The organism is Flavonifractor sp. An112 (genome assembly GCF_002161085.1).
Classification (GTDB): domain Bacteria; phylum Bacillota; class Clostridia; order Oscillospirales; family Oscillospiraceae; genus Flavonifractor; species Flavonifractor avicola.
Window position 1 is genome coordinate 1 of record NZ_NFLU01000020.1, and the last position, 23,100, is coordinate 23,100.

Sequence of the window (23,100 nt, forward strand, 5' to 3'; positions counted from 1 at the left end):
AGTGCCCTGGGGGCCTAATGCTCACATCGGTCCCCCGGAGGCCAAACGCTCGCATCGGTGCCAATAGGGGCCAAGTGCTCACATCGGTGCCCAAAGCCCTTTTGCACTAATTTTGAGTACCCTAAGTGTATGCTCTCTGGCGGTTCAGGGACTGGGTAAGCCGGTAGCTTTCCCCAGAGAAAATCACAATATGGCTGTGGTGGATAAGCCGGTCAACGAGCGCCGCAGTCAGGCGGTTGTCCCCAAAGACAGTGTTCCACTGAGAGAACTCCAGGTTTGAAGTAATAATCAGGCTCTTGCGCTCGTAGCAATCGGAAATCACTTGGAACAGCAGTTCAGCGGCGTCCTTGTGCAGAGGGACGAAACCAATCTCGTCAATCACAACAAGCTCTACCTTTTTCAGCGTACCCAGGTAATTGTTCAAGGTTCCCTTGGTGTTCTTTTCCAGCAGTATGTTTGCCAACTCAGCCGCAGTAAAGAAACGGACACGCCGCCCCTCCTGGCAGGCTTTCAAAGCAATAGCCGTAGTCGTACTGGTCGTTGACCGCTTCCTTCAGCACATCCAGCAAGGCGGCAAGAAGCAGCGCTCCGCCCTCAAAGACGAAATGTCCATCTCCCATCATGGCGAGTGCCTTACTGAACTGTTCGTCTCGATCCTTTTGCGCTTGGATCTTTCGCAGGGCTTCGCAGAAGGTTTCCCTGGATAGCATCAAAGTCCCCCTCCCGGTTTTCCCCTCTCCGCTTCCTGTTCGGCTTTCCATTTCAGAAGCAAGGAGATGGCCAGTTCCTGGGTCGCGGGATCGGCGCAGAACTCAAAGAACTTCACAATCAGCATTTCTGGCGTCAGCCCCATAGGGGAAGGCGCGCTCTTTGCGGCTGTCCACCTCCAGCACATGGCGATGGCCCAGGAATACCGCCCGGTATCCGATCTCCTGATCCTCGCCGGCGGCAAAGTGGAACCACGCTGCCTCCTCCGGGAACTCGGAATGCCACCAGGTTTCAAACTCCTCAAAGCTCTCCACCTGGCCGTCCGCCCGCAGCTTCTCAAAGCTGCCGAAGTCTTCAATGGTACCTCGCTCCGCACGGAGCCATAGTTCCCAGCTTGTGTTCTCCGGGCCTGGCTCCAGCCGGTGGAGAAGGCGGAAGATCCGGTCGATGGCCGCATAGGATGTCTCGTCATAGGTGAAGGAGCAGTTGATGTTTCGGTATTCCACCCGACCCAGCCAGTTGATGTAGTGCTTGATCTCCGGCGCTTTCATGTTTTCACCTCCTCAGTATCCGTATCCCCATCCTCCGTTTCCTCAAACTGGAGCCGGAAGAGGGCAGTGTGCTCTCCCACAAGAGCGGGGTATTTGTAATAGACATGGCGGCAGAGGGTTTTGTACAGTTCAAGGAGCCTCGGATCATCTCCGAAGTCCACAAGCCCGTCCATGATTCGCTCGATCTCCCGCTCCTCGGTGATCCTGCCGTTCAACACCTGTTCTACCAAACGGCTGTATTGCTGATATGCGGCGTCCATTAGGTGGAAAATCTTCTGGACGATCTCACGGATTGCGGCAAAGCACGCCTCCTGCTCCTTGGCCTCCGGTCTTTCTTCCTCTGTCATAATGTGTCCCCTCCCGTCAAGAGCTGCGGCGCAGCCTCCACGCTGTGGAAGAGGAAGTGCATCCGGTCGATATGCTTGTCAATATGCCAGTGTCCACAGAACCAGTGGTCGTATTTGAGTTTCCGCTCGATCTCCTCCAACCATTTCTCGGTAGAGTCGTCCACGGTACTCTGGTCGATCATCGGAAGAAAGACCTCGCGCGGCTCATACGGATAGGGACAGGTGTGGGAGAGGACGGTATCTACCTGCCACCCGCAGGCGTCCAGCGTCTGGATAACCTTGTCCTTGATCTCCTGGGAAGGCTGTTCGTCCGGCCACCAGCCGTACCCTCTGGCCAGCCGGTAGAATTTGTCCACGCTGTAAGCTCCGCCGATGACCAAGTGTCGGAGACCTTCCAGATCAAAGATCTCACCATCCATAGCAAACAGCAGGCGGGGAAAGGCTTCCTCTACCCAGACTGTCCCGCCGTTCCACTGCTTCGTCCGATAGGAAGGGATACTGGCCGGTCGGATCTCATGGTTGCCGTGGATGCAGAGCATCGTCGGCTTTACGGCGGTAAGAACTTTCTTCATCTCTGTGTCTCGCCGGTTTCGGTAGTAGTTCGCTCCTGCATCTCCAAGCAGAACCAGAGTATCCTGCTCTGTCAGCTTCTTGCTGTCGCAAAACTGTATGACCTCATAGGGGTCTCCGTGGATATCACCCGTGTAATAGATAATTGGTCATTCCACCTTTCTTTTTTCATTATACCAACTCGGAAGGCCCATATCCGGGACTTTCCAAAAACATATCCACCATTCCCAAAATATATCCAGCTTTACTGGCATAGATCGACCGGCAGTCAATGCTCGTGACTTCCGGTTGATTGCTTTCTCAGGTTCAGACGGTAAAATCAGAGTTATCTGGTTTACCGTATCTGCCTTGATGCTCTTTCAAGGAAGCTTTCAACGATTTTATAACATCCAAGAGAATCAGCATCTCATAGGTACTGCAATCCGAAAGGAGCAGGGAGATTTCTTCGCTGGCGCACCGTTCAGTGCTGGTGACTTGCTCCATCAAAAGCCGGTCGGGAGATACTCCCAAGGCATTGGTGATAAGCACAAAGGTGTCAAGGCTCATGCTCTTGATCCCGCTCTCTATGTAGCTGATGTAAGATGGCGTTTTATCTACCAGTTCAGAGAGCATCGCTTGCGAAAGGTGGTTGCGCTGGCGGACTTCACGGATGTGTTTTCCAATGACTTTGTAGTTCAGGCTCATAATAAGACCTCCAAAAAAATTTTGCAGTCTTATTATAGTGTTTAGATTATATCATCAACTCGGCCTTATATCAATTTCACCTCAGGTTGATATACTCTTAGAAATAGATAATCTGGAGAATATATTTGAGGGGGGAAGCCGATGACGGAACATGATTTGACCGAGAGCCAGCTGATCGGCTCCCGTATTCGAGATGCGCGGATCAATCGCCGGATGAGCCAGGCCGATCTTGCTGCGAAGGCCAATATCTCGCTGCCGCATATCAGCAATATCGAAAAAGGCAAGACGAGCATGAAGTTGGAAACCTTTATCCGAATCATCGAAGCCCTGCAAGTGTCTGCTGATTCCCTTCTTCGGCCCGATGTGCCGGAGGTGAGAAGTCTATACCAGAGCGAGTTTGACGAGCTGCTGGCCGACTGCTCTCCCAAGGAGCTGGATTCCATCCTGAAGATTGTTCGTGAGTTGAAATCCACTATGGCCAGACGGGATGACAATACCTGAAAATTTGCGAGCTGGAATTGCCGGCTCGCTTCTTTTTTTCTCATCTATCGACCAGAAGTCAAGGTGTTGACTTCTGGTCGATTTTGTTATTAGTCTGCAGATTATATAATGGCCTGGAAGAGAAATAACACAGGGGGAGCAAATATGTCAGATCTGACCGTTCAAAATAGAGAGTCAGAGCAGGAGGTTATGCCCTCATTTGATTTCCTGCTGGAGAGGGAAACGGAACGAAACACCCTTTTAGCGGAACATCGTGCCTGGTTAAAGGAAATCAAGCGGGAACGCCCGCTTCCCAAAACACATTACCGTGTGGCGGTATACATCCGCTACTTCAACCAGACCCGCTATGAGGACTATCTCTCAGCTCATAAAAAGCAATTTCTTGATACACTGGCTCTCTGCCCAAACTGGAAGTTTGTCGGTTTCTATGTGGACGAGGGCAGCACTGCGCCCAATATGGAGAACGCCCCGGAGTGGTCAAGGCTCCTTCAAGACTGCTACGAGGAAAAGGTCGATCTGATCGTTACCCAGAAAGCAAGCAATATCTCGAAGAAGCTCTCCGAGCTTTCTTTCTGTACGCGCCTTTTGGCAGCACTCTCAAAGCCAGTGGGCGTTTACTTCGTTTCGGAGGATATTTATACGCTGGCTTCCTATTACCAAGAGGATCTACACGACCCCTACTTTTTGCCAGATCCCGGTTGGAAGATACTTCCTGATGACAAACCCCGGAGGGAAATGCTGCATGATTGACAAGTCCACACGCAAACAGCTTGCGGAACGGAAAGAACGGGTCCGCCGGCGTATCAACACAAAAGTTGACCCGGAGAACTATGAATTCATTCCGGCCAAAAAGCCCATCGACTATTACGACAATGATATAAGGCAGCGGATCGCCGTGTATGCCCGTGTCTCCACAGACAATGTCCAGCAGACTTCCTCCTATGAGCTGCAAAAGAAATACTATGAAGATTTTGTTGTGCATCATCCCAACTGGACATTGGTCAAAATCTATGCGGATGAGGGCATCAGCGGGACTTCTCTGGCTCATCGGGACGAGTTCAACAGCATGATCGCCGATTGCCGTAGCGGGAAAATCGATATGATCATTACCAAAAGCGTGTCTCGCTTTGCCCGGAATGTGGTGGACTGTATCAGCATGGTGCGAATGCTTGCGGAGCTGCCCAGTCCTGTCGGGGTGTTCTTTGAGAGCGAATGTATCTTCTCCCTCAAAGACGATTCCCAGATGGCGCTTTCGTTTCAGGCCACCATGGCTCAGGAGGAGTCTCACATCCGCAGCCGGAGCATGGAAACCTCCTTGCGGATGCGGCTGGACGGAGGTCTGCCATTGACGCCCAAACTGCTGGGGTATTCTCACGACGCAGATGGAAACCTGGTCGTCAACCCGGATGAAGCCCCCACGGTAAAACTCATCTTCTATATGTATCTGTACGGATATTCCACCTCCGACATTGCGGCGGCGCTCACCGAGCTGGGCCGAAAAACTTATCTGGGGAATGTCAAGTGGACATCCAACTCCATTGTCCAGGTCCTTCGCAATGAGCGGCATTGCGGGGATGTACTGACCCGGAAGACCTTCACCCCCAACTATCTGAACCACAAGGCCAGAAAAAATCGGGGGGACAGACCCCAGAGCCTTTACCGGAACCACCACGAGGGCATCGTTTCCAGAGATGATTTCATTGCGGTTCAGCATCTTCTGAACAACTCCAAGTATGGCAACCGTTCCATCCTCCCGGAGCTGCGGGTGATCGACAGCGGCCTGCTCAGGGGGTTCGTGACCATCAATCCCCGCTGGGCTGGATTTAAGCCGGCGGATTATTACCAAGCGTCCGCCAGTATCCATCCACCCGATGAGCAGCAGGCGGATGCATCCCTGCCCTCGAGCATCACATTGGTTCCGGGAGATTTTGATATGAGAGGCTTTGAAATCGCCCGCAGTGAATTCTTTGATAATTATCACCGTCCCTATGTACTGTTTCAAGATAAGAGGATCAAGTTCAGCACCACATGTGTTCGGTCTTTTGGGAAAGACAACCATGTGGAGCTGCTGGTCAACCCTGTGGAGATGAAGTTCGCCGTCCGTACAGCGGCGAAAAGCAGCCGCAACGCAGTCGTGTTTTCCAAGCTGTCAGACGGAAAGTATCAGCCCAGGGATATCGCCGGTGCGGCCTATGTAGAAACGCTTTTTCAGTTATTCGGCTGGAGTCCGGATTTAAAATACCGGATCGCCGGAGCGCTGTTTCAAACCGAAACTGAATCTGCGTATATTTTTGATGTCAATGATGCGGAAGCGTTTATTAAATCGTACCTGCTTTCCGGTTCAAAAAGCACGGAACAGGCAAAGGAGCCTGTACAGCCCCTTTCTGTCTCCGGCAAACGGGTGCGGGCAGTCCCGGAGGAGTGGATCGGCTCTTTTGGCAAGCAATATTACCTCCACCAACAGTCTTTCCCGCCCGTCTGCGATCAGAGTGAGGAAGACTGGAAAATTCGCATGGAGGGCCAGTTGTATGAAACCGGACAGAAACTCCGCGTGACAGGATTTGACGTGCTGCGTGACTATATCTGTCAGGAACTCGGTCAGCGCGGGAAGGAGGAATCCTAAATGTTTGAAGAAAGTCGGGAAAATACCGGCAGCGTAATCGCCGGAATGCTTCGTTCCCTGGAGGACGGGCATTTGGATATTGTTCCGTCTGCTGAATTAGAAAAAGCGGAACCGGCAGCTTCTCCCGCAAACAGCAGTAGTGATGAGGTTCTGGAGATGGCCGGTGACTTTAACTACGATGGCTACCAGGTGGTACGCCGTGAGTTCTTCGCCCATATTAATGAGCCGTCTGTAACTTTCAACAATTACAAATTTTATGTAAATACCGCCTGCCTGAACCGCTTCCCACAAGTTGATTATGTGCAGGTACTGGTCAATCAGGAGAGCAGGATCTTGGCGATCCGTCCCTGTCGGGCGGAAGATCGGGATGCCTGCGCCTGGTGCACCAACGGCTCCGGCAGACGCAAACCGAAACAGATCACCTGCAAGATTTTTTTCGCCAAAGTGTTTTCACTGATGGGCTGGAATCTGGACTATCGATATAAGCTCCTCGGGCGGATAATCCATGCCAGGGATGAGTGGCTCATCGCATTTGATCTCACAGCGACCGAAGTGTATCAGCGGGTGCAAAAAGACGGCCAGAAGCCCAAGTCTTCTCGAACTCCCGTGTTTCCGGAGGGCTGGAAGACGCAGTTTGGACTCCCGTTCCGGGAACACCAGAAATCTATGCAGGTAGACATTTTTGAAGGATATGCTGTATATGGGTTGCGCGATAACATCGCTCCTGCTGCATCAGAGCAGTCAGACGAGGCTGCCTCTGATACTGGTAGTAAGTCCGTTTTGGGAGGACAAGGACATGAATCATGAAAATCAATTGCAGGCTTACTTAACGCTGGACCCTGCGCGAAACCGGATTCGAATCCACCGGCAAACGATTCGTCTCTTGAAGAATCCTGCGTATGTGCAATTCCTGGTAAACCCTGAAGAACTGTATATCGCCGTTCTCGGATCGGACAAACCTATTTCAGGCGGGACCGCAAACAAGGTTCGGATGTCAAGTACATCCCAGCAGTCTATAGAATTCTATAGTACGATCCTTATCAAAAACTTTTCCGAACTGCTGGGTGGCTTTGACCTGAGATTTAATTACCAGCTGACCGGTGAGATCGATCAAGTCAACCGGGTCGCATATTTTTCCCTCAAAACCGTCAAACAGCTGGAACGCAGGAGGCTACATGACAGAGAAAGCATTTAGGCAGCTTAACATCGATCCGGAATTCAAAAACTTGATTCGTCCACTTCGCCGGGAGGAATACCGGCAGCTGGAGCTGAATCTGGTCGTGGAAGGATGCCGGGAAGATATCATCGCATGGAATGATACCATCATCGACGGTCATAATCGCTATGAAATATGCAATAAAATGCGCATTCCTTATGGAGTCAAGGAGCTGGATTTTCCAAGCAGAGATGCTGCCATCGCCTGGATCTGTGCGAACCAACTCGGACGACGCAACATCTCAGAAGAAACCAGGAAATATCTGATTGGGAAACAATATGAAGTGGAAAAGAAAGTACAGCGAAATAGGAATGGCTATAATCAGTACCGTCCGAACCCCAACATTGCTGTGGGGAGAGGCCGCCCAATAGATGAAGAGAGCGGCCGGCGAACAGCAGCCCGGCTGGGAAGGAAGTATCATGTGTCCGGCGCAACCGTACAGAAATATGCGAAATACAGTGCAGCATTAGATACCATTGAACAAAATGCTCCTGAGCTTGTTCCGCACATTCTTTCCGGGGCATATAAGATTTCTTTCGAAAATATCGTTGCTCTATCAGAAATGGAACCCGAAGAATTGAAAGCACTTAGTAAAAAAATCGGAAAAAATCCCTATGCTTTCGCTCGTTACAGTGAATCGAGACGATGCCTTTATTCCGATGCTTCTGCCAAGCCCGGCACAGCGGCGGCAGAGCAGCCGGCAATCAAGACGATGCCCGCCTATGACCCGGATGCGGAAGTTGCTGGACTTACTCTTACGATCCCCTCCTGGATGAGCTCCATCGACCGGACAAAGTCCATGGCACATTTGGAAGCGATCTCACCTGCTGCCAGACAAAACCTCTTGGCGGCGTTGACTGAATTAGAAGGAAAAATCCAGGAAATGCTCAATGCAATTGAGGGGGAATCCTAATGGAAGATTATAGTATGTTTGTTCCCAATGTTCACTTCGAACAGATTCCCATCAAGAACCTCGTATCCAATCAGGAGTACCAGAGGAATATTTCCGAACAGCATGTGCTGAATGCTGCGGCACACTTTGATCTGTATCAGATCAACCCTGTGAAGGTGAGCCGTCGAAATGGGGTCAACTATGTCTTCAATGGCCAGCACACGGTGGAGATCGTCGCCCTGGCCTCTGGCTCTCGTGAAACGCCAGTCTGGTGCATGATATACGATGATCTGAACTACGAGCACGAGGCAGATATCTTCGCCAACCAGATGAAGTTTGTCAAACCGCTCCGTCCCTATGAAGTGTTTATGGCAAATGTGGAAGCCGGGAATCAGGAACAGCTTATGATCAAAGATCTGGTAGAGTCTTATTCTCTTTCCATTGGCCAGGTCAGAAACTATGGCGTTGTCTGTGCTGTCTCCACGCTCGAAAATATATATGAGCGGTTTGGTTACCACGTACTTGATCGAACACTCAGACTCTGCGTAGGCACCTGGGAGGGCGATATGAATTCGCTGTCTGCCAATATGCTCAACGGAATCGCCAGATTGGTCTACACGTTCGGCGATGCCCTGAAAGATGAGACCTTTAAGGAAAAAGTGGGGGAAATGTCGGTCAAGTTGCTTTCGAGAACAGCCAAGGAACGACGCCCCGGTTCTATGGGCTATGCTGAGGCGATGCTTCTGGCCTATAACCGCAAATGCAAATATCCGCTCAAATGGACCAGGCTCTACGAGAAGAATGTGGGGAACAATGAAGGACTGGACATTGATACGGATATGGACGAGGATGAGGGCGGGGACTCTTTTGAGGGAGTCGCCAAAGAATAAGCAAACGGACGGTTCCACCAGGAATCGTCCGTTTGTGATCTTATCATGGAAGGGAAAAGGCCGGGCGCATATACTCTATCGCTCCTCGGCTGAGACCATACTGCCCGGCCAACTGTTCCCAGTGTCCGGATACTGTTTTGCAGACCTCCTCTGCAGCCTGTTCCGCTTCCTGCGGGGCAAGGCCGAAATAATCGGCTACTTCCAGAGCCAGTTCCAAGTCAATGGTGTTATCATACTCACTCACATTGAGGGAAAGCCGGTCCCCCGAGGGGACTGGGTTCACATCATAGAGAGGGGCCAGCCGCCAGCCGGTGGGTGTCAGAAGAAAACCATGGTTGCGCAGGTGGTCGTCAGTATTAGATACCGCCATGCTGAACACGATCCACTTCCACAGCTCGGCCAGATCCTGCCGGGGTGATGCCCCGTTGGCCCGGATGAACGCCGCCAGATCCAGATAGCTGCTTCCGTCCGCTGCAGAGGCTTCATCGATCTTGCCCAGCAGGGTCATGGCGGAGGCGAAGTGGATGCGGCGGCTGCCATTTCGGTCAAATCGCTTGACGAGAAAGGTGCTGCCGGTCTTGGAGAATGTCTCCAATTTGGATTCCGGAACATCCAGCCCACAGAGCCGTGCCAGGTCATGGACGACCTTCTCCCACGCGCCACTGTTATATTCATCATGCTTGGAGGGGAACTTGGCGATCCACAAGGCGCCATCTGTGGCCTGCACCGTAGCTTTGGGTCTTGCACCGCCCAAGGAGGAGCCAGGGGCCAGAAGCTCACGCAGCCATTTTTCATTCAGGCCGCTCTCATCGTTCTCGAAAGCGATAGAGGCGTTTTCCAGCGTCCGAAGGTTTACCCATGGAGGCGTCGCAAACGCTTTATCGTTCGAAAGAAATTCGCCCCCTTCCTCCAAGCTGAACCGCAGCGCACCCATACGGGATTCATCGTAGACCCCCAACAGGAAGTCGCTCTCGGTGAGCTTACGGGGCTTGCGGTCCTCTTTGCGGGCGTCGATGGCCTCCTTGCGCTTCATCAGCAGACGCCCCCAGCGATCCGGACAGGAGTCGGAAAACAGGCCAAAGAGCTGCTTGTTCAGCGGCACATACTACCGCCCGCGGTAAAGAGCCAGATCCGGGTCCAGAGAGAAGGAACTCTCGGCGGATGACAGCCAGGCTGGATCATACTCAAAGGAAAAGGTTTCCTGTCCACGGACGAAGCCGCAGCGCAGCCGCCCCAGCAGAGTGGGTGCCTCTCCACGCCAATTTTCATATACATAGATGGTCTTTTCGTCCTGCGCCATGGGCTACTCTCCTTTCTTGGGTGCCCGCCGTCTGGTGGGCAGCGCCAGATCTTGTAGCTTCCTGCCGAATTCATCATCTTTTGCAATAAGCAGCAGGTCGCTGTCCATATTGTTTAATGCGTGCAGCACAGCGGCATAGGAGCCGATGGATACCGTAGGGGTGCCTTTCTCAATGGATATCAGAGTGGCTCGGCTGATCCCGGCACGCTCTGCTACCAATTCCAGGCTCAACTTCCTGCGCAGGCGGGCCAGGCGGATCTGCTCACCCATCTGTGCCAGGATCTCCCGTGTTTGCGGCATGATGACCGCAGCTTTTTTTGCCATGCACAATCGCCTCCTAACATAAATTATACTATATTATTTCGGCAATTATGTCAATTATATTTGAAGTTATTAACTTTCTTTTTCCAGGCGTTCTTCGATAAGGTACCCTCCTCCGAAGATAATGTCCAGTCTCCCGTCGGGATACACCTTCACACACTCAATCATTTGGTGGACGATGGTATCGTCGTACTCCATCTTTTTGGATGCTCGGTCGGCGATGATCTGCTGTATGCAGAAGAAGCGAAATTACTGGCTGCAGGAACTACTATGCAGCGAATTAGCAGAACTAAACTCGGTACGCTCGGATTGCCTAAGCCTCCATTATCGACACAAGACAAAATCGTGTCCTACCTAAACGAAGTAATTAAGAAGATCGACATTTGTATCGAGAATAAGCTGCGTCTGTCTGAATTATTACAGGAAAGCCGAACCTCTATAATATGTTCAGCTATATCCGTTTTTAGACATAAAAATTGCGCCCTCCTTATTCTCATCTCTTATGATGTTGAGGTCATTATGCTGGAAATCGACCTGTTTATGGCTGAATCAATATCAAAAAAGCCTGAAACGCTCCCCGTGTCTCTGATACGATCAGCTGTATACGGGGAACATATTTGCCCATAAAGCCTCAGAATCCCAGCCCGCTTTTCACAGCTGCCAAGTGCTGAGGTATTTTATAAGGCATATTCACTGCTTATTTGTCAAGGTGCAGGCTTTAGTGATACAATTTTCGCCTTTTTAGCAATGCATTGCGGGCAGCCCATACAGAAGACACCACAAAAAAGCGGCATCACAAAGAGCTGCCAATAGCTTTGATGTAATGGTCACCTCAGGCCGGCGAGGGCGTTCCTTTGTTTTTATTATAGCTGCTTTATACACGATGTAAAGCGACACCTATTCTCCCGGTGTCAACATCTGGACATCGGATTATAATGCGTCATAAAAAAGGTATTTATTCCAAAAAATTTGTTAAAACCGCACAAATTAGGCAGGGAGAAAGAGTATCAAAAGGAATTAAGTGGAATAATAATGTGACTGTCGCTCGCTATTAAGTTTTCTTGATCTCACACTTGAACTGCCCCAAGTTGTGTGGACAGTACAAAAAAGAGCCCCTGGCAGGAAATATTAAACTTTAGGCGGAGCGGCGTCTCCCCAGTCTTTAACTGGATGCGCTCATGATTGTAGAAGTAAATATAACGGTCAATCATTTCGTTTGCTTCAGCAAAGGTCCACGATGCTGTTGTCATAGAGGTCTCGGATCATGGATAGGTACAGTACGCCCTGCCTGGTGTGGATGTAGGAGATGTCCGTGCCCCATCTGCTGCCATTTCCTGCGGCGGCGGATTTCAGACAGCAAATCGTACTTCTGCATGATCCGCAGTACAGTCTTGGGGTCGCGGTAAATCTTTTGACTTTTCAGCCACCTCCACATCCTTCGGTATCCGTATGTACAAAAGCAACGTTCACGTTGCTGAGCAATCAGTTCCGCAAGGGCTGCATCCTTCTCCGGACTGCCAAGGCGATGGACAAAAGCATAGTAGCCGCTTCTGGATACTCCAAAGAATTTGCACATGACTGCCACGGGATACTCTGTTTTGTGACGATAGATGATATGATATTTTACCGTCGACCTCACTTCCTTCCTGTGAAGCGCAGAAAATCCCGCAGCAACTGATTCTCCATGCCAAGCCGTTGGATCTCATAGGCCTGCTCTACCACAATGTCTTTGGGTAGCTTCAAGGAGGTGATGGGACAAGCTATCCGAGCGATCAACGCATACCTTAGACCCGGACAGGCACTCCGGGCGCGATGACAGCGCGGGGGTTAAAGATACTTTCTCACGACCTCCCACAGACTTGAGGGGGAACCCTGCGGCACACGCTTTGAACGATGCTGCGGAGTTATGACAGCCCTGCCAGGGGCGGCCTGTAATATCCCCACCGCTGGGGATGCGTGGCAAATACAGCGGGCTTGAAGTTACTGAAAAGTCAAGGCAGCCGCGCCGAAGTGCGCCGTATGTTACAACGGCTCCAACCAGATCGGCGCGGTTGCTTTTTTGTTCTCGAAGGAGGCGAACAATTATGACTTCAAATTCGCCTGTTTGTTATGCGAATATTCCGTCCGGGACTTCCGGGCGTACTCATACAGAAAGATACTCCGCTGTTCAGCCTGCGGGCGTTGGTAAGATCGGCATGACGATTGAAGAAGCTGCCGACTATACCGGCATTGGACGCAATACCCTCCGCCGCCTTGTGGATTGGGGGAAAATCCCGGTCCTGCGGATTGGGCGCAAGTCTATTGTCCGCGTGGATGTGATTTGCTGTTTCATGCAGATCAACGAGGGCCGTGACCTTCTGGACCGCAATCAGGTCCTTGCAGTGAAGTAAATATTGAAACCTTGAAATTTAGCAAGCGGTATGTTTGATAGATTGGCCACCCTTTGCTATAATCAGGGTGACACATCACTACGGTTCCGTTTGCCAGCATAGAAAGGAGTTTGCTATGGCAAAAGGATCTGTAAGAAAGAAAGGAAAGAAGTGGTACTATCGCTTTTATGTAGAGGATGCCAGCGGCAGCCGTGTCCAGAAGGAATTTCCGGGAACGGAAAGCAAGAGTGAAACCGAGTCTCTGCTCCGCAAGGCGATGGAGGACTATGAAACCAAGATGTTTCTGGCACAGGCCAAGAACATCACTTTGGGAGATATGCTGGATATGTGGGTGGAGGAAGAACTGAAACCCGGCTCGTTGAGTGATGGGACGGTGACAGCCTACATCAACACTGTTTCCCGCATCAAGAAGCACCCCATTGGTAAACGCAAGCTCAAGACGGTAACTTCCGACCATCTGCAAAGCTATATGGATTTGTTGAGCTTCGGAGGGACAAGCCCCGATGGAAAAACCGTTGAGGCGTTGAGCAAAGGCTCGCTGGGCCAGTATTCGGCAGTGCTTCAAAATTCCTTCCGCTTTGCGGTTTTCCCCAAAAGGCTGATTACCTTCAATCCGATGCAGTATGTGGTGAAACGGGTCAAAGATGATGAATATGAGCTGTTCACCGAAGATGGTACAGGCGACCTTCCCGTTGAAACGCCGACAATCTCCCATGAGCAGTATTTGGCGCTGAATGAGCTTTTGAAGAAAAAGCACAATCCCGCGTTATTGCCTATCCAGATCGCCTATTTCGCCGGACTTCGTATCGGCGAGGTGTGCGGGCTGACCTGGCAGGACATCGACTTGAAAGAACAGTGCCTCACCATTCGCCGGAGTATGCGGTATGACTCCGTAAGGAAGAAAACGCAGATCGGCCCCACCAAGCGCAAAAAAATCCGTACTGTGGATTTCTGCGACACCCTGGCGGCTATCCTGCGGGAAGCCAAAAAAGAGCAAATGCTGAACAGCATCAAATACGGGCCGTTGTACTCTCAAAACTACTATCGCATCGTCAAGGAAAAAATCGCACCTACTACGAGGTCTATTCCTTGCCCCGGACAGAGACACCGCCGGAAGATTACACCCAGGTTTCCTTCGTCTGCCTGCGGCCTGATGGAGCCTATGAAGCTCCTGCAACGGTCAGCAACGTATGCCGATACTCCCGAAAGAAGATCGGGGATATGGATGATTTTTACTTCCATCTGTTGAGGCATACATATACGACCAATCTTCTCTCCCACGGGGCAGCACCCAAGGATGTGCAGGAGCTGCTGGGACATTCTGATGTAAGTACCACGATGAACATTTACGCCCACGCCACCAGAGAGGCTAAGCGAACTTCCGCAAGACTGCTGGATAAGGTTGTAGGAACGGCCTGAAAAAAGTTTCCCTCATTTCTTCTCGCAAGGGAAAAAATGAGGGAAAAGGGCCAAACCAAGGTGACGAAAACGCTGGAAACACCAGTGTTTTCAAGGGGTATAGAAATTTTAACTGAGAAAATGGAATTTCTCGACACGCCTTATTTTTGAAAATGGCAGAAAAGTAATAAAAAACACCTGATTCTCGTGGAATCAGGTGTTTTTTTCTGGTTGCGGGGGGAGGATTTGAACCTCCGACCTCCGGGTTATGAGCCCGACGAGCTACCAAACTGCTCTACCCCGCGATATGGTGCCGGAGACCGGGGTCGAACCGGCACGGGATTACTCCCACGGGATTTTAAGTCCCGGGCGTCTGCCAATTCCGCCACTCCGGCGTGGAGGGCTCCAGTCTCGCGTTTTCTGAGTGCCTAAATAGAATACCACAGAGGGGATGGTATGTCAACCCCTGATTTAAAAAATAAAGAGAAAAAATTGACTGCTGGATAAAAAGCAAAAAAACAAAAGAGACACGCTTTTGTGTGTCTCTTTTGGTACGGCTGAAGGGATTCGAACCCCCGACCTTTTGGTTCGTAGCCAAACACTCTATCCAACTGAGCTACAGCCGCATATCAACTGAGGTGTTTCTCTCTCTCGCTGGCAGCTTAATTATATTAGCACAGCTTTAGACAGAATGCAAGACCTTTTTTAAAAAATTTTCAAAAAATTTCAGAGGGCCTATTTATGCCCCTCTTCCGCGATAATGCGCTCCAGACAGCCCATCAGATCTGCCATGGTTTCCAGCCGCACCCCCATGTTGAGAATATGCTCCCGAAGGTGGGGCGGCATGGAGTCAAACTGGGGCCGGATTGCCGGATCAATATACGCCATTCTATCACCTCCTGCCGGTTAGTCTGCATAGCTAGTATAGCCGGCAGGAGAAAAAAGGATACAGCGGGCATCAAAAAACGCGCCTCCGAAACAGAGACGCGGAAATTTTGGTCTGTCCCCACCGCAGGGAGCGATTGCCGCCCTGCGGTGGGACAGTGGGTAGTGCGTTGAAAAGAGAGAGAAGAGAGGAGGAGTAATGTCATTGTTATCTCTGGTATCCTGACAGTCTCTATGATACCAGATTCCGCACCGAAGTGGTGAACCGTTTCGGAACTTATTGTGAACGAATTATGAACGCATGAGTATGTTACAGCAGTGTGATAAATTGGCTGTTGGCCCAGCCCACCATGCCGTCCAGACGGACCACATACCAGTCCTCCCATTGGTTGAGGATGGTAAGGCGGGTACCGTCGTAGGCCCTGGCCAGCACAGCGGCGGTGGTGGAGGGTTTATCGCGGATGTTCAGATAGCCCCAGGAGACGTCCACAACGGCGGGACGGGGGGACTGAGGCTCCAGGAAGGGTAGACCAAAATACTCCGTCAGGGAGAGGACGATATTGCGGGCAATGGCGTCCAGGTTGTTCTGCACCCAGGCGGCATCGTCCGGGTTATCGTGATAGCCCAGCTCCAGGAACACCGAGGGGGCACGTACTCGCCGTACCTCGCCGATGGAGGTGGTAGACTCGGCCCGAACCTTATTAGGCAGGGGATAGATGGTTTTCAGACCATTGGCAATGAGCTGGGCGGCCCGCTTACCCTCTGTGGAGCTGGGATAATAGAAGACCACGATACCCCGGGCCTGACCGTATTGCTCTTCCGGTGCGGCGTTGGAGTGGAGAGCCAGGTGGAGATCGTAGTTCCCGGCGTTGGAGGCCCGGATAGAGGACAGGGCGGTCATGTCCGGGGTGTTGCGGGAAAAACGGATGCCGGCAGCGGTGAGGTAGGGCTCCATAGCGTCAGCCAGACGATTCATCCACTCCTCTTCCGTACCGCCGTTGACGTACAGGTTGTTCTCCTGGGTGGAGGGGGAGAGGTAGATAATGGGCATAAAAATAACCTCCTTTTCCCCATGCTATGCGGGAGAAGGGGGGGCTGCGCACCAGAAACAGTCCCCGGTGCGTAAAACGCACCGGGGACGGCGAAAGGATGTATGTAAATAACTCAGTCCACCTTAGGACCGGCGGCTACCAGAGCCTTGCCGGCGTCGTTGGTGGTGTACTTGGCGAAGTTCTTCACGAAGCGGGCGGCCAGATCCTTGGCCTTGGTGTCCCACTCAGTGGGATCGGCGTAGGTGTTGCGGGGGTCCAGAATGTTGGTATCCACGCCGGGCAGGGCGGTGGGGACAGCCAGATTGAAGTAGGGGATGGTCTTGGTCTCCGCCTTCAGAATGGAGCCGTCCAGGATGGCGTCAATGATACCACGGGTATCCTTGATGGAGATCCGCTTGCCGGTGCCGTTCCAGCCGGTGTTCACCAGGTAGGCCTTGGCGCCCGACTTGGCCATCTTCTTCACCAGCTCCTCGCCGTACTTGGTGGGATGGAGCTCCAGGAAGGCCTGGCCGAAGCAGGCGGAGAAGGTGGGGGTGGGCTCGGTGATGCCGCGCTCGGTGCCGGCCAGCTTGGAGGTGAAGCCGGACAGGAAGTAGTACTCGGTCTGCTCCGGGGTCAGGATGGACACAGGAGGCAGCACGCCGAAGGCGTCGGCGGACAGGAAGATCACGTTCTTGGCGTCGGGACCGGCGGATACGGGCCGGACGATCTTCTCAATGTGGTCAATGGGATAGGAGACACGGGTGTTCTCGGTGACGGAGTCGTCATTGAAGTCACAGTGGCCGTTCTCGTCCACGGTGACGTTCTCCAGCAGAGCGTTGCGCTTAATGGCATTGTAGATATCGGGCTCGGACTCCTTATCCAGGTTGATGACCTTGGCGTAGCAGCCGCCCTCGAAGTTGAAAATGCCGTTATCATCCCAGCCATGCTCGTCGTCGCCGATGAGCAGGCGCTTGGGATCGGTGGACAGGGTGGTCTTGCCGGTGCCGGACAGGCCGAAGAACAGGGCGGTGTTCTCGCCATTCATGTCGGTGTTGGCGGAGCAGTGCATGGAGGCCATACCCTTCAGGGGCAGGAAGTAGTTCATCATGGAGAACATACCCTTCTTCATCTCGCCGCCGTACCAGGTATTCAGAATAACCTGCTCTCGGGAGGTGAGATTGAAGATGGCGGCAGTCTCGGAGTTGAGCCCCAGTTCCTTATAGTTTTCCACCTTGGCTTTGGAGGCATTGTAGGAGATAAAGTCGGGCTGGAAGTGTTCCAGCTCCTCCTCGGTGGGCTGGATGAACATATTTTTCACAAAGTGAGCCTGCCAGGCCACTTCCATGATGAAGCGGATGGCCATACGGGTATCAGCGTTGGCGCCGCAGAACACGTCCATGACGTACAGCCTCTTATTGGACAGCTCCTGAATGGCCAACTGCTTGCAGGTATCCCAAGCCTGCTGGGAAGCGGGCTTGTTGTCGTTCTTGAATTCATCGGAGGTCCACCACACGGTGTCTCTGGAGGTGTCGTCCATAACGATGAACTTATCTTTAGGGGAACGGCCGGTATAGATGCCGGTCATGACGTTAACGGCGCCCAGATCCGTGACCTGGCCCTTATCATAGCCCTCCAGCTCAGGCCTGGTCTCTTCCTGGAACAGGACCTCATAGGAGGGGTTGTGGAGGATCTCGGTGACGCCGGTGATGCCGTATTGATTCAAATCAATGTTTGCCATAATGCATGACCTCTTTCCCGTATTGATCTCTCTGGGGCTCTGGCGGGGCGGACAAGCCCCGGAAGTTACAAATCCCATGGGATAATCATACACAGATTTAGGCATAATGTCAATTCCCCTGTGCCAGGCGATTTTGCAATTTTCTTTCCCGGCAGTTTCAATCTGCCTTTTGAAGTACCAGGAACTTCAAGCTCCAAGCGCCCGAAGCGCACGGGCCAGAAGGGCAAACTCTTGGATGCCCAGCCGCTCGCCGCGGACCCCCTCAGGCAGTCCGGCGTCGGCAATGGCCTGCCGCAGCTGATCCTTGCTCAACCGGTCGCCGAAAGCGGCGGACAGACCGTTGAGCAGGGTCTTGCGGCGCTGGGCAAAGGAGGCGCGCACGACCCGGAAGAAGAAGTCGTCCTCCACCAGGGTCTGTACCGGCTCAGACCGGGGCACCATGCGGATTACCGCCGAGGTCACCTTGGGGGCAGGCAGAAAGCACTCCGGAGGCACTTCAAAGAGATACTCCGGCTGGGTGTAGTACTGGCAGAACAGGGAGAAAGCGCCGTAATCCGCCGTACCGGGATCGGCGCAGATCCGTTTGGCCACTTCCCGCTGGATCATTACCGTGATGGAGGCAAAGCAGCCTGCCTCAATGAGGGCGGTAATGACGGGGGTGGTAATGTTGTAGGGCAGGTTGGCACAGGCCACCGGGGTGAGGCCGGGAAACTGTTCCGCGGCCAGGGCGGCCAGATCCAGCTTCATGGCGTCCCCGGGGATGACAGTCACATTGTCAAAGGGAGAGAGGGTCTCCGCCAGAATGGGCAGCAAGTCCCGATCCAGCTCAATGGCAGCTACCCTGCCTGCCCGGCGGGCCAGCTGAACGGTGAGAGGACCGATGCCCGGTCCGATCTCCAGAGCGCCGCAGGTCTCGTCGGCGCCAGAGGCGTCGGCAATGTCCTGGGGCACCCAGCCCTGAATGAGAAAATTCTGGCCCATGCTTTTGGAAAAACGAAAGCCGTGGCGGCCCAACAGGGCCTTGATGTCATTGCTGTTGCAGAGATCCATAATCCACCTCGCACACGTATTGACATCAGTATACGGGAAACAGAATGAAAATACAAGCCTACCGCCGGGGCAGCCGGACAGCGAAAGTGGTGCCGCTGTCCGGGGTGCTGGTCACGGAAATCCTGCCCCGGTGGGTTTCGGTAATGCTCTTGGCGATGGCCAGCCCCAGACCATAGCCCCCCTGAGCCCGGTCCCGGGCGGCATCCGCCCGGTAGAACCGCTCGAATAGGTGAGGCAGGTGTTCCGCCGGAATGGGAGCGCCGGTGTTGTGGACGCTGAGGCGCAGCTTGTCCTGCTGGCGGGTCAGCGTAATCCGGACCTCCGGGTTGGGTGGACCGGCGTATTTCACCGCATTGTCCAGCAAAATACGTACCAGCCGCCGCAGCTGCCCCTCATCCCCGGTGAGTGTCAGCTCTGGATCGATGTGGGACTCCAGGGCCACCCCCGCCTCAAAGGCCACCGGTTCAAAGGGGAGCAGGCAGCCCTGGACCAGCTGGCTCAGATCCACCTGGGTGGGATGGGTAGGCAGCCGGGCGCTGTCCGATTTGGCCAAAAAGAGCAGGTCCTCCACCAGCCCCTTCATCTGGCGGGCCTCCTCCTGGGTGTAGCTGAGCCACTTGGACTGGCTTTCCACCGTGTCCGACGGATGGGCCAGAACGATCCCGGTATTGGCCAGAATTACGGTCAGCGGTGTTTTCAGCTCATGGGAGGCGTCGGCCACAAATTGCCTCTGCTGTTTCCAGGCCTTTTCCACCGGCCGGAGGGCCAGGGAGGCCAGAAACAGACTGACAAAGAAAAAGGCGGCCATGGCCAGCAGCCAGATCAGCAGGCAGGTGAGAAAGAGGTTGCGCAGGGTACTGCGTTCCCAGGACAGGTCGGCGAAGGCGATACGGATGGTGCCGTCAGGCTTCTCCTCCATCAAAAAGCGCAGGCCCAGATCGGCCAGCACGCCACTGTCCTGTTCCGAGTCCATGGCCTCCTGAGCGGCCTGGGCGGCGGTCTCCTCCGACACATCCACATGGCCGCCGTCGTTGATGGAGGTGACCTGTCCATCCTCCATAGTAACGGAAAAAACGGGCACCATGGAGGCATTGCGGTCCCGGTCCATGCCGTCCTGCTCCGGCGGAGAGCCGATCTCAAACCGGGGCGGCAGCTCGTCATCTCCCCGATTCAGCGCCATATGGAGGGCGGCGGTTCCCTGATCAGCCAGCCTCCGGGCGTTGGAGGAGAGCAGCAGGGCAAAGACCACCGTTAAAACCAGTCCCACCAGCAGCAGGTTGATGAGGATAAACTTCCACCGCAGCCGTCGGATCATGAGACGGGCACCTCCAGATAATAGCCCACCTTCCGGACGGTACCGATACTCACATTGGATTCCAGAAATGTGAGCTTTTTGCGCAGAAAGGAGATATATACCTCCACATTGTTGTCCTCCGCATCGGAATCCAGCCCCCAGACCCGGGCGATGATATCCTCCTTGGGTACCACGGCCCGGGGATGGACCATCAGCTGCCGCAGTACATCAAACTCCTTAAAGCCCAGACGCACCGATTTGTCCCCCTGCCGCAGACAGCGGGTGGATAAGTCCAGGATCAGGTCCCCGGCGGTGAGCTGCTCGCCGATGACCTCCCCCTGCCGCCGGGTGAGGGCCCGCACACGAGCCAGCAGCTCCCCGATGTCAAAGGGCTTGGTCATGTAGTCGTCGGCGCCGTGGTCCAGACCGGCGATCTTGTCCGGCATCTCATCCCGGGCGGTGAGCATGAGGATGGGGGTGGACACATGGGCGTGACGCAGGCGGCTGGCTACCTCAAAGCCGTCCAGCTTGGGCAGCATCACGTCCAGCACGATCACGTCGTATTGCTCCGTCAGGGCATAGTCCAGCCCGTCGGCCCCGTCATATACCACATCCGTCTGATAGCGCTGCTCCGCCATGATTTGGCCCAGGGCCTCCGCCAGCCGGCGCTCATCTTCTACGATTAAAACTCTCATAGGTAAGATCCTTTCCTGTTTGGTATGCGTATTTGCTGAGCAAAGGATACCGTTCCATCCTGAAATTTATCTGAAAATATGATAGAAAAATGGAAAGAAAAAAGGATTTACAGAGTGTTAACAATTCCAGCGCTGGATTTTTCAGGGTAATTTCAGATTGACAAATTATACTGACCCAGAATCCGGAACAGACGGGAGGACCCACCATGGAATGTGCAGAAATCATGCCCCAGGAGACCCCACAGATCCCAAAGAAAGCCCGGCGTAAGTTTCCCATCAAGCGGGCCGTGGCCCTGGTTGTGGCGGCAGCTGTTGTCGTAGGCGGCGGTTTTGGCATCAAGACCCTTTTCTTTCAGAATGAGACTCAGACGGCCCTGACCGAAACCACCACCTATGGCAGCCTGTCTACGGTCATTGAAGGAACAGGTACCACCATGCCAGCGGATAGCGTTACTTATACCACAGCCTCCGCGGCGGAGATCACCGGGGTCTATGTGTCCGCCGGTGATACAGTGGCGGCGGGAGACCTGCTCTATACCCAGGACGACTCTGAGCTGGATGAGGAGATCGAAGGCTATCAGGACGAACTGACCGAGCTGGAGAATACCCTGTCCGATGCCTCCGATCAGCTGTCTGAATTGAATGAGCGGCTGGCTGACCTGACTGTGACCGCACCCTTCTCCGGCAGGATCACCGATGTGACCGTCCGGGCGGGGGACAGTGTGGGATCGGGTACCAAGCTGGCTACCCTGGTGGACGACAGCAAGATGACCCTCACCCAGTATTTCAGCTATGCCTACGAGGACCAGATCTATGTGGGCATGAAGGCGGGGGTGTCCATCGCCAGCCTCATGACCACCCTGGATGGCACCGTGACGGAGATCAAGAAAGTGGACCGGGTCACCGCCGAGGGCACCCGCTGCTTTGCGGTGACGGTGACGGTGGATAATCCGGGGGCCCTCAGCGAGGGTATGACCGGCGCGGGCTACCTGCTGACCGGCAGTGGGGAGAAACTCTATCCCGCTGTGGAGGGCACGCTGGAACCCTATGCCAGCGAGGACATCACCGCCACCGAGAGTGGCAAGCTGACGGCAGTCAACGTGGATGATTATGAGACGGTGACCGCCGGGGCTGCCCTCTTTATCATTGACGGCTCCGATCTGGAGGACCAGGTGGAGACCACCCAGCGGAGCATTACCCAGACCCAGGAAAAAATCACCCAGACCCAGGAGAAGATCACCGAAGCGGAGGAAAAGCGCTCCGACTACCAGGTGACAGCGGAGATCGACGGGAAGATCATCATGGTTGGGATACAGGAGGGGGAGGCTCCCCGGCAGGCGGGGCAGACCGCAGTGACCCTCTACAACCTGGACTCCATGACCATTACCGCCAACATTGACGAGCTGGACATTGACAGCATCACCATGGGCATGGAGGTGGACATCACCCAGTCCGGGGCGGAGAGCGACACCCACTATACCGGCACGGTGACCGCCATCAGCTATGAGGCCACCAACACCAACGGCGTGGCCTACTTCCCCATCACCATCACCATTCCCAGTGAAGGGGCCCTGTCCGCCGGCGTCAACGTGTCCTACACCATCACCGTGGGTGACGAGTCGGAGGGTGTGCTTGCCCCCATCGCGGCGTTGAAGAGCACCAGCGAGGGCACCTGCCTCTTTGTGAAGGCGGATACCCGGCCGGACAACGCGGTGGATCTGGAGGACGGCGTGGTGCCAGACGGATTCTATGCCGTGCCGGTGGAGACCGGGGTGTCCAACAGCCAGTATGTCCGCATCCTCTCCGGCGTGGAGGAGGGGGTGGAGGTATTCACCCGTTATCAGCAGACGGCCCCCTCCGGCGGCGATACCACCAGCCAGAGCGGTGAGGAACAGGGCTTTGAGGGCATGGGTGACTTCTCCGGCGGCCGGCCCGGTGGTATGGAGCAGGGCGGCGGCATGATGCCCGGCGGTAATATGGGCGGCGGCATGAGCGGCGGCCCCATGGGCTAGG

General features: G+C 53.9%; 25 protein-coding genes, 3 tRNA genes and 1 pseudogene. 11 read left to right on the forward strand and 18 right to left on the reverse strand.

The features are described 5' to 3' along the window. Nucleotides 1–121: 121 nt before the first annotated feature. The 6 genes from B5E56_RS13095 to B5E56_RS13120 form a co-directional block, all read right to left on the reverse strand. On the reverse strand, nt 122–514 hold the full coding sequence (locus B5E56_RS13095) for an ATP-binding protein (RefSeq protein ID WP_242958988.1): 393 nt from the start codon (nt 512–514) through the stop codon (nt 122–124). After that, complete coding sequence (locus B5E56_RS13100; RefSeq protein ID WP_158098730.1) at nt 465–713, reverse strand: hypothetical protein; 249 nt, start codon at nt 711–713, stop codon at nt 465–467. Before B5E56_RS13100 ends, B5E56_RS13095 begins: the two co-directional genes overlap by 50 nt. 99 nt (nt 714–812) lie before the next feature. After that, a complete protein-coding gene (locus B5E56_RS13105; protein WP_087390918.1) occupies nt 813–1,259 on the reverse strand; it encodes a hypothetical protein in 447 nt (148 codons plus the stop codon). After that, nucleotides 1,256–1,606, reverse strand: a complete 351-nt coding sequence (locus B5E56_RS13110; protein ID WP_087390921.1) for a hypothetical protein — start codon at nt 1,604–1,606, stop codon at nt 1,256–1,258. Before B5E56_RS13110 ends, B5E56_RS13105 begins: the two co-directional genes overlap by 4 nt. Further along, nucleotides 1,603–2,322: a metallophosphoesterase gene (locus tag B5E56_RS13115; RefSeq protein WP_087390924.1), complete on the reverse strand. Its 720-nt coding sequence runs from the start codon at nt 2,320–2,322 to the stop codon at nt 1,603–1,605. The genes B5E56_RS13110 and B5E56_RS13115 overlap by 4 nt, the downstream gene beginning before the upstream one ends. A gap of 160 nt (nt 2,323–2,482) precedes the next feature. After that, nucleotides 2,483–2,860, reverse strand: coding sequence for a helix-turn-helix domain-containing protein (locus B5E56_RS13120; protein ID WP_087390928.1), 378 nt, complete (start codon nt 2,858–2,860; stop codon nt 2,483–2,485). A gap of 141 nt (nt 2,861–3,001) precedes the next feature. Here B5E56_RS13120 and B5E56_RS13125 point away from each other — a divergent pair, with 141 nt between their 5' ends. From B5E56_RS13125 to B5E56_RS13155, 7 genes are all read left to right on the forward strand, one after another. Continuing rightward, nucleotides 3,002–3,361: a helix-turn-helix domain-containing protein gene (locus B5E56_RS13125; RefSeq protein ID WP_071430658.1), complete on the forward strand. Its 360-nt coding sequence runs from the start codon at nt 3,002–3,004 to the stop codon at nt 3,359–3,361. Between the two features lie 144 nt (nt 3,362–3,505). Then, nucleotides 3,506–4,111, forward strand: coding sequence for a recombinase family protein (locus B5E56_RS13130; protein ID WP_087189067.1), 606 nt, complete (start codon nt 3,506–3,508; stop codon nt 4,109–4,111). Then, the gene (locus B5E56_RS13135; protein ID WP_087390931.1) at nt 4,104–5,984 is read left to right on the forward strand and encodes a recombinase family protein; all 1,881 of its coding nucleotides are present in this window, start codon (nt 4,104–4,106) and stop codon (nt 5,982–5,984) included. Before B5E56_RS13130 ends, B5E56_RS13135 begins: the two co-directional genes overlap by 8 nt. Continuing rightward, nucleotides 5,985–6,791 carry a hypothetical protein gene (locus B5E56_RS13140; RefSeq protein ID WP_206404988.1) on the forward strand — a complete coding sequence of 269 codons (807 nt, stop codon included), beginning with the start codon at nt 5,985–5,987 and terminating at the stop codon, nt 6,789–6,791. Then, entirely contained in the window at nt 6,781–7,179 is a 399-nt protein-coding gene (locus tag B5E56_RS13145) for a hypothetical protein (protein WP_071430665.1), read from the forward strand. The genes B5E56_RS13140 and B5E56_RS13145 overlap by 11 nt, the downstream gene beginning before the upstream one ends. Next, on the forward strand, nt 7,160–8,113 hold the full coding sequence (locus B5E56_RS13150) for a hypothetical protein (RefSeq protein WP_087390934.1): 954 nt from the start codon (nt 7,160–7,162) through the stop codon (nt 8,111–8,113). The genes B5E56_RS13145 and B5E56_RS13150 overlap by 20 nt, the downstream gene beginning before the upstream one ends. Beyond that, nucleotides 8,113–8,982 carry a DUF6551 family protein gene (locus tag B5E56_RS13155; protein ID WP_087189063.1) on the forward strand — a complete coding sequence of 290 codons (870 nt, stop codon included), beginning with the start codon at nt 8,113–8,115 and terminating at the stop codon, nt 8,980–8,982. Before B5E56_RS13150 ends, B5E56_RS13155 begins: the two co-directional genes overlap by 1 nt. Nucleotides 8,983–9,025: 43 nt before the next feature. On the opposite strand, the gene B5E56_RS13160 is transcribed toward B5E56_RS13155, so the two are convergent. Genes B5E56_RS13160 through B5E56_RS13165 form a run of 3 tightly spaced genes read right to left on the reverse strand, consistent with a single transcriptional unit; the run spans nt 9,026 to nt 10,606 of the window. Continuing rightward, on the reverse strand, nt 9,026–10,084 hold the full coding sequence (locus tag B5E56_RS13160) for a type II toxin-antitoxin system HipA family toxin (protein ID WP_242958990.1): 1,059 nt from the start codon (nt 10,082–10,084) through the stop codon (nt 9,026–9,028). A gap of 3 nt (nt 10,085–10,087) precedes the next feature. After that, nucleotides 10,088–10,282, reverse strand: a complete 195-nt coding sequence (locus B5E56_RS14945; RefSeq protein WP_242958992.1) for a hypothetical protein — start codon at nt 10,280–10,282, stop codon at nt 10,088–10,090. A 3-nt stretch (nt 10,283–10,285) separates the two neighbouring features. Next, entirely contained in the window at nt 10,286–10,606 is a 321-nt protein-coding gene (locus B5E56_RS13165; RefSeq protein WP_071430674.1) for a helix-turn-helix domain-containing protein, read from the reverse strand. A gap of 1,309 nt (nt 10,607–11,915) precedes the next feature. Here B5E56_RS13165 and B5E56_RS14950 point away from each other — a divergent pair. From B5E56_RS14950 to B5E56_RS14960, 3 genes and pseudogenes are all read left to right on the forward strand, one after another. Further along, nucleotides 11,916–12,281, forward strand: coding sequence for a hypothetical protein (locus B5E56_RS14950; protein WP_242958993.1), 366 nt, complete (start codon nt 11,916–11,918; stop codon nt 12,279–12,281). A 517-nt stretch (nt 12,282–12,798) separates the two neighbouring features. Then, entirely contained in the window at nt 12,799–12,993 is a 195-nt protein-coding gene (locus B5E56_RS14955; RefSeq protein ID WP_072849340.1) for a helix-turn-helix domain-containing protein, read from the forward strand. A 115-nt stretch (nt 12,994–13,108) separates the two neighbouring features. Beyond that, nucleotides 13,109–14,412 (forward strand): annotated as a pseudogene (locus B5E56_RS14960) (site-specific integrase). A 207-nt stretch (nt 14,413–14,619) separates the two neighbouring features. Here the strand turns inward: B5E56_RS14960 and B5E56_RS13190 are convergent. From B5E56_RS13190 to B5E56_RS13225, 9 genes are all read right to left on the reverse strand, one after another. Next, nucleotides 14,620–14,696, reverse strand: a tRNA-Met gene (locus tag B5E56_RS13190). 3 nt (nt 14,697–14,699) lie between these two features. Further along, a tRNA-Leu gene (locus tag B5E56_RS13195) sits at nt 14,700–14,786 on the reverse strand. 154 nt (nt 14,787–14,940) lie between these two features. Further along, nucleotides 14,941–15,017, reverse strand: a tRNA-Arg gene (locus B5E56_RS13200). Between the two features lie 109 nt (nt 15,018–15,126). Further along, a complete protein-coding gene (locus B5E56_RS14650) occupies nt 15,127–15,279 on the reverse strand; it encodes a hypothetical protein (protein WP_158094697.1) in 153 nt (50 codons plus the stop codon). Between the two features lie 307 nt (nt 15,280–15,586). Then, nucleotides 15,587–16,327 carry an N-acetylmuramoyl-L-alanine amidase gene (locus tag B5E56_RS13205; protein WP_087327428.1) on the reverse strand — a complete coding sequence of 247 codons (741 nt, stop codon included), beginning with the start codon at nt 16,325–16,327 and terminating at the stop codon, nt 15,587–15,589. A 113-nt stretch (nt 16,328–16,440) separates the two neighbouring features. Continuing rightward, on the reverse strand, nt 16,441–18,048 hold the full coding sequence (gene pckA, locus B5E56_RS13210; RefSeq protein WP_087390936.1) for a phosphoenolpyruvate carboxykinase (ATP): 1,608 nt from the start codon (nt 18,046–18,048) through the stop codon (nt 16,441–16,443). 186 nt (nt 18,049–18,234) lie between these two features. Further along, nucleotides 18,235–19,098 (reverse strand): 16S rRNA (adenine(1518)-N(6)/adenine(1519)-N(6))-dimethyltransferase RsmA, encoded by an 864-nt coding sequence (gene rsmA, locus B5E56_RS13215; RefSeq protein ID WP_087327430.1) that lies wholly within the window; start codon nt 19,096–19,098, stop codon nt 18,235–18,237. Between the two features lie 58 nt (nt 19,099–19,156). Continuing rightward, the gene (locus tag B5E56_RS13220; protein ID WP_087390939.1) at nt 19,157–20,413 is read right to left on the reverse strand and encodes a sensor histidine kinase; all 1,257 of its coding nucleotides are present in this window, start codon (nt 20,411–20,413) and stop codon (nt 19,157–19,159) included. Beyond that, complete coding sequence (locus B5E56_RS13225; protein WP_087390942.1) at nt 20,410–21,087, reverse strand: response regulator transcription factor; 678 nt, start codon at nt 21,085–21,087, stop codon at nt 20,410–20,412. The genes B5E56_RS13220 and B5E56_RS13225 overlap by 4 nt, the downstream gene beginning before the upstream one ends. A 206-nt stretch (nt 21,088–21,293) precedes the next feature. Here B5E56_RS13225 and B5E56_RS13230 point away from each other — a divergent pair, with 206 nt between their 5' ends. Then, nucleotides 21,294–23,099 (forward strand): efflux RND transporter periplasmic adaptor subunit, encoded by a 1,806-nt coding sequence (locus B5E56_RS13230; protein ID WP_087390945.1) that lies wholly within the window; start codon nt 21,294–21,296, stop codon nt 23,097–23,099. Nucleotide 23,100: the final 1 nt, after the last annotated feature.

Bases quoted from the DNA above. Each gene is read 5' to 3' on its own strand.
- B5E56_RS13105 (WP_087390918.1), bottom strand. From the start codon at position 1,259: ATGAAAGCGCCGGAGATCAAGCACTACATCAACTGGCTGGGTCGGGTG.
- B5E56_RS13110 (WP_087390921.1), bottom strand. From the start codon at position 1,606: ATGACAGAGGAAGAAAGACCGGAGGCCAAGGAGCAGGAGGCGTGCTTT.
- B5E56_RS13120 (WP_087390928.1), bottom strand. From the start codon at position 2,860: ATGAGCCTGAACTACAAAGTCATTGGAAAACACATCCGTGAAGTCCGC.
- B5E56_RS13125 (WP_071430658.1), top strand. From the start codon at position 3,002: ATGACGGAACATGATTTGACCGAGAGCCAGCTGATCGGCTCCCGTATT.
- B5E56_RS13130 (WP_087189067.1), top strand. From the start codon at position 3,506: ATGTCAGATCTGACCGTTCAAAATAGAGAGTCAGAGCAGGAGGTTATG.
- B5E56_RS13135 (WP_087390931.1), top strand. From the start codon at position 4,104: ATGATTGACAAGTCCACACGCAAACAGCTTGCGGAACGGAAAGAACGG.
- B5E56_RS13140 (WP_206404988.1), top strand. From the start codon at position 5,985: ATGTTTGAAGAAAGTCGGGAAAATACCGGCAGCGTAATCGCCGGAATG.
- B5E56_RS13145 (WP_071430665.1), top strand. From the start codon at position 6,781: ATGAATCATGAAAATCAATTGCAGGCTTACTTAACGCTGGACCCTGCG.
- B5E56_RS13150 (WP_087390934.1), top strand. From the start codon at position 7,160: ATGACAGAGAAAGCATTTAGGCAGCTTAACATCGATCCGGAATTCAAA.
- B5E56_RS13155 (WP_087189063.1), top strand. From the start codon at position 8,113: ATGGAAGATTATAGTATGTTTGTTCCCAATGTTCACTTCGAACAGATT.
- B5E56_RS14945 (WP_242958992.1), bottom strand. From the start codon at position 10,282: ATGGCGCAGGACGAAAAGACCATCTATGTATATGAAAATTGGCGTGGA.
- B5E56_RS13165 (WP_071430674.1), bottom strand. From the start codon at position 10,606: ATGGCAAAAAAAGCTGCGGTCATCATGCCGCAAACACGGGAGATCCTG.
- B5E56_RS14955 (WP_072849340.1), top strand. From the start codon at position 12,799: ATGACGATTGAAGAAGCTGCCGACTATACCGGCATTGGACGCAATACC.
- B5E56_RS14650 (WP_158094697.1), bottom strand. From the start codon at position 15,279: ATGGCGTATATTGATCCGGCAATCCGGCCCCAGTTTGACTCCATGCCG.
- B5E56_RS13205 (WP_087327428.1), bottom strand. From the start codon at position 16,327: ATGCCCATTATCTACCTCTCCCCCTCCACCCAGGAGAACAACCTGTAC.
- pckA (WP_087390936.1), bottom strand. From the start codon at position 18,048: ATGGCAAACATTGATTTGAATCAATACGGCATCACCGGCGTCACCGAG.
- rsmA (WP_087327430.1), bottom strand. From the start codon at position 19,098: ATGGATCTCTGCAACAGCAATGACATCAAGGCCCTGTTGGGCCGCCAC.
- B5E56_RS13220 (WP_087390939.1), bottom strand. From the start codon at position 20,413: ATGATCCGACGGCTGCGGTGGAAGTTTATCCTCATCAACCTGCTGCTG.
- B5E56_RS13225 (WP_087390942.1), bottom strand. From the start codon at position 21,087: ATGAGAGTTTTAATCGTAGAAGATGAGCGCCGGCTGGCGGAGGCCCTG.
- B5E56_RS13230 (WP_087390945.1), top strand. From the start codon at position 21,294: ATGGAATGTGCAGAAATCATGCCCCAGGAGACCCCACAGATCCCAAAG.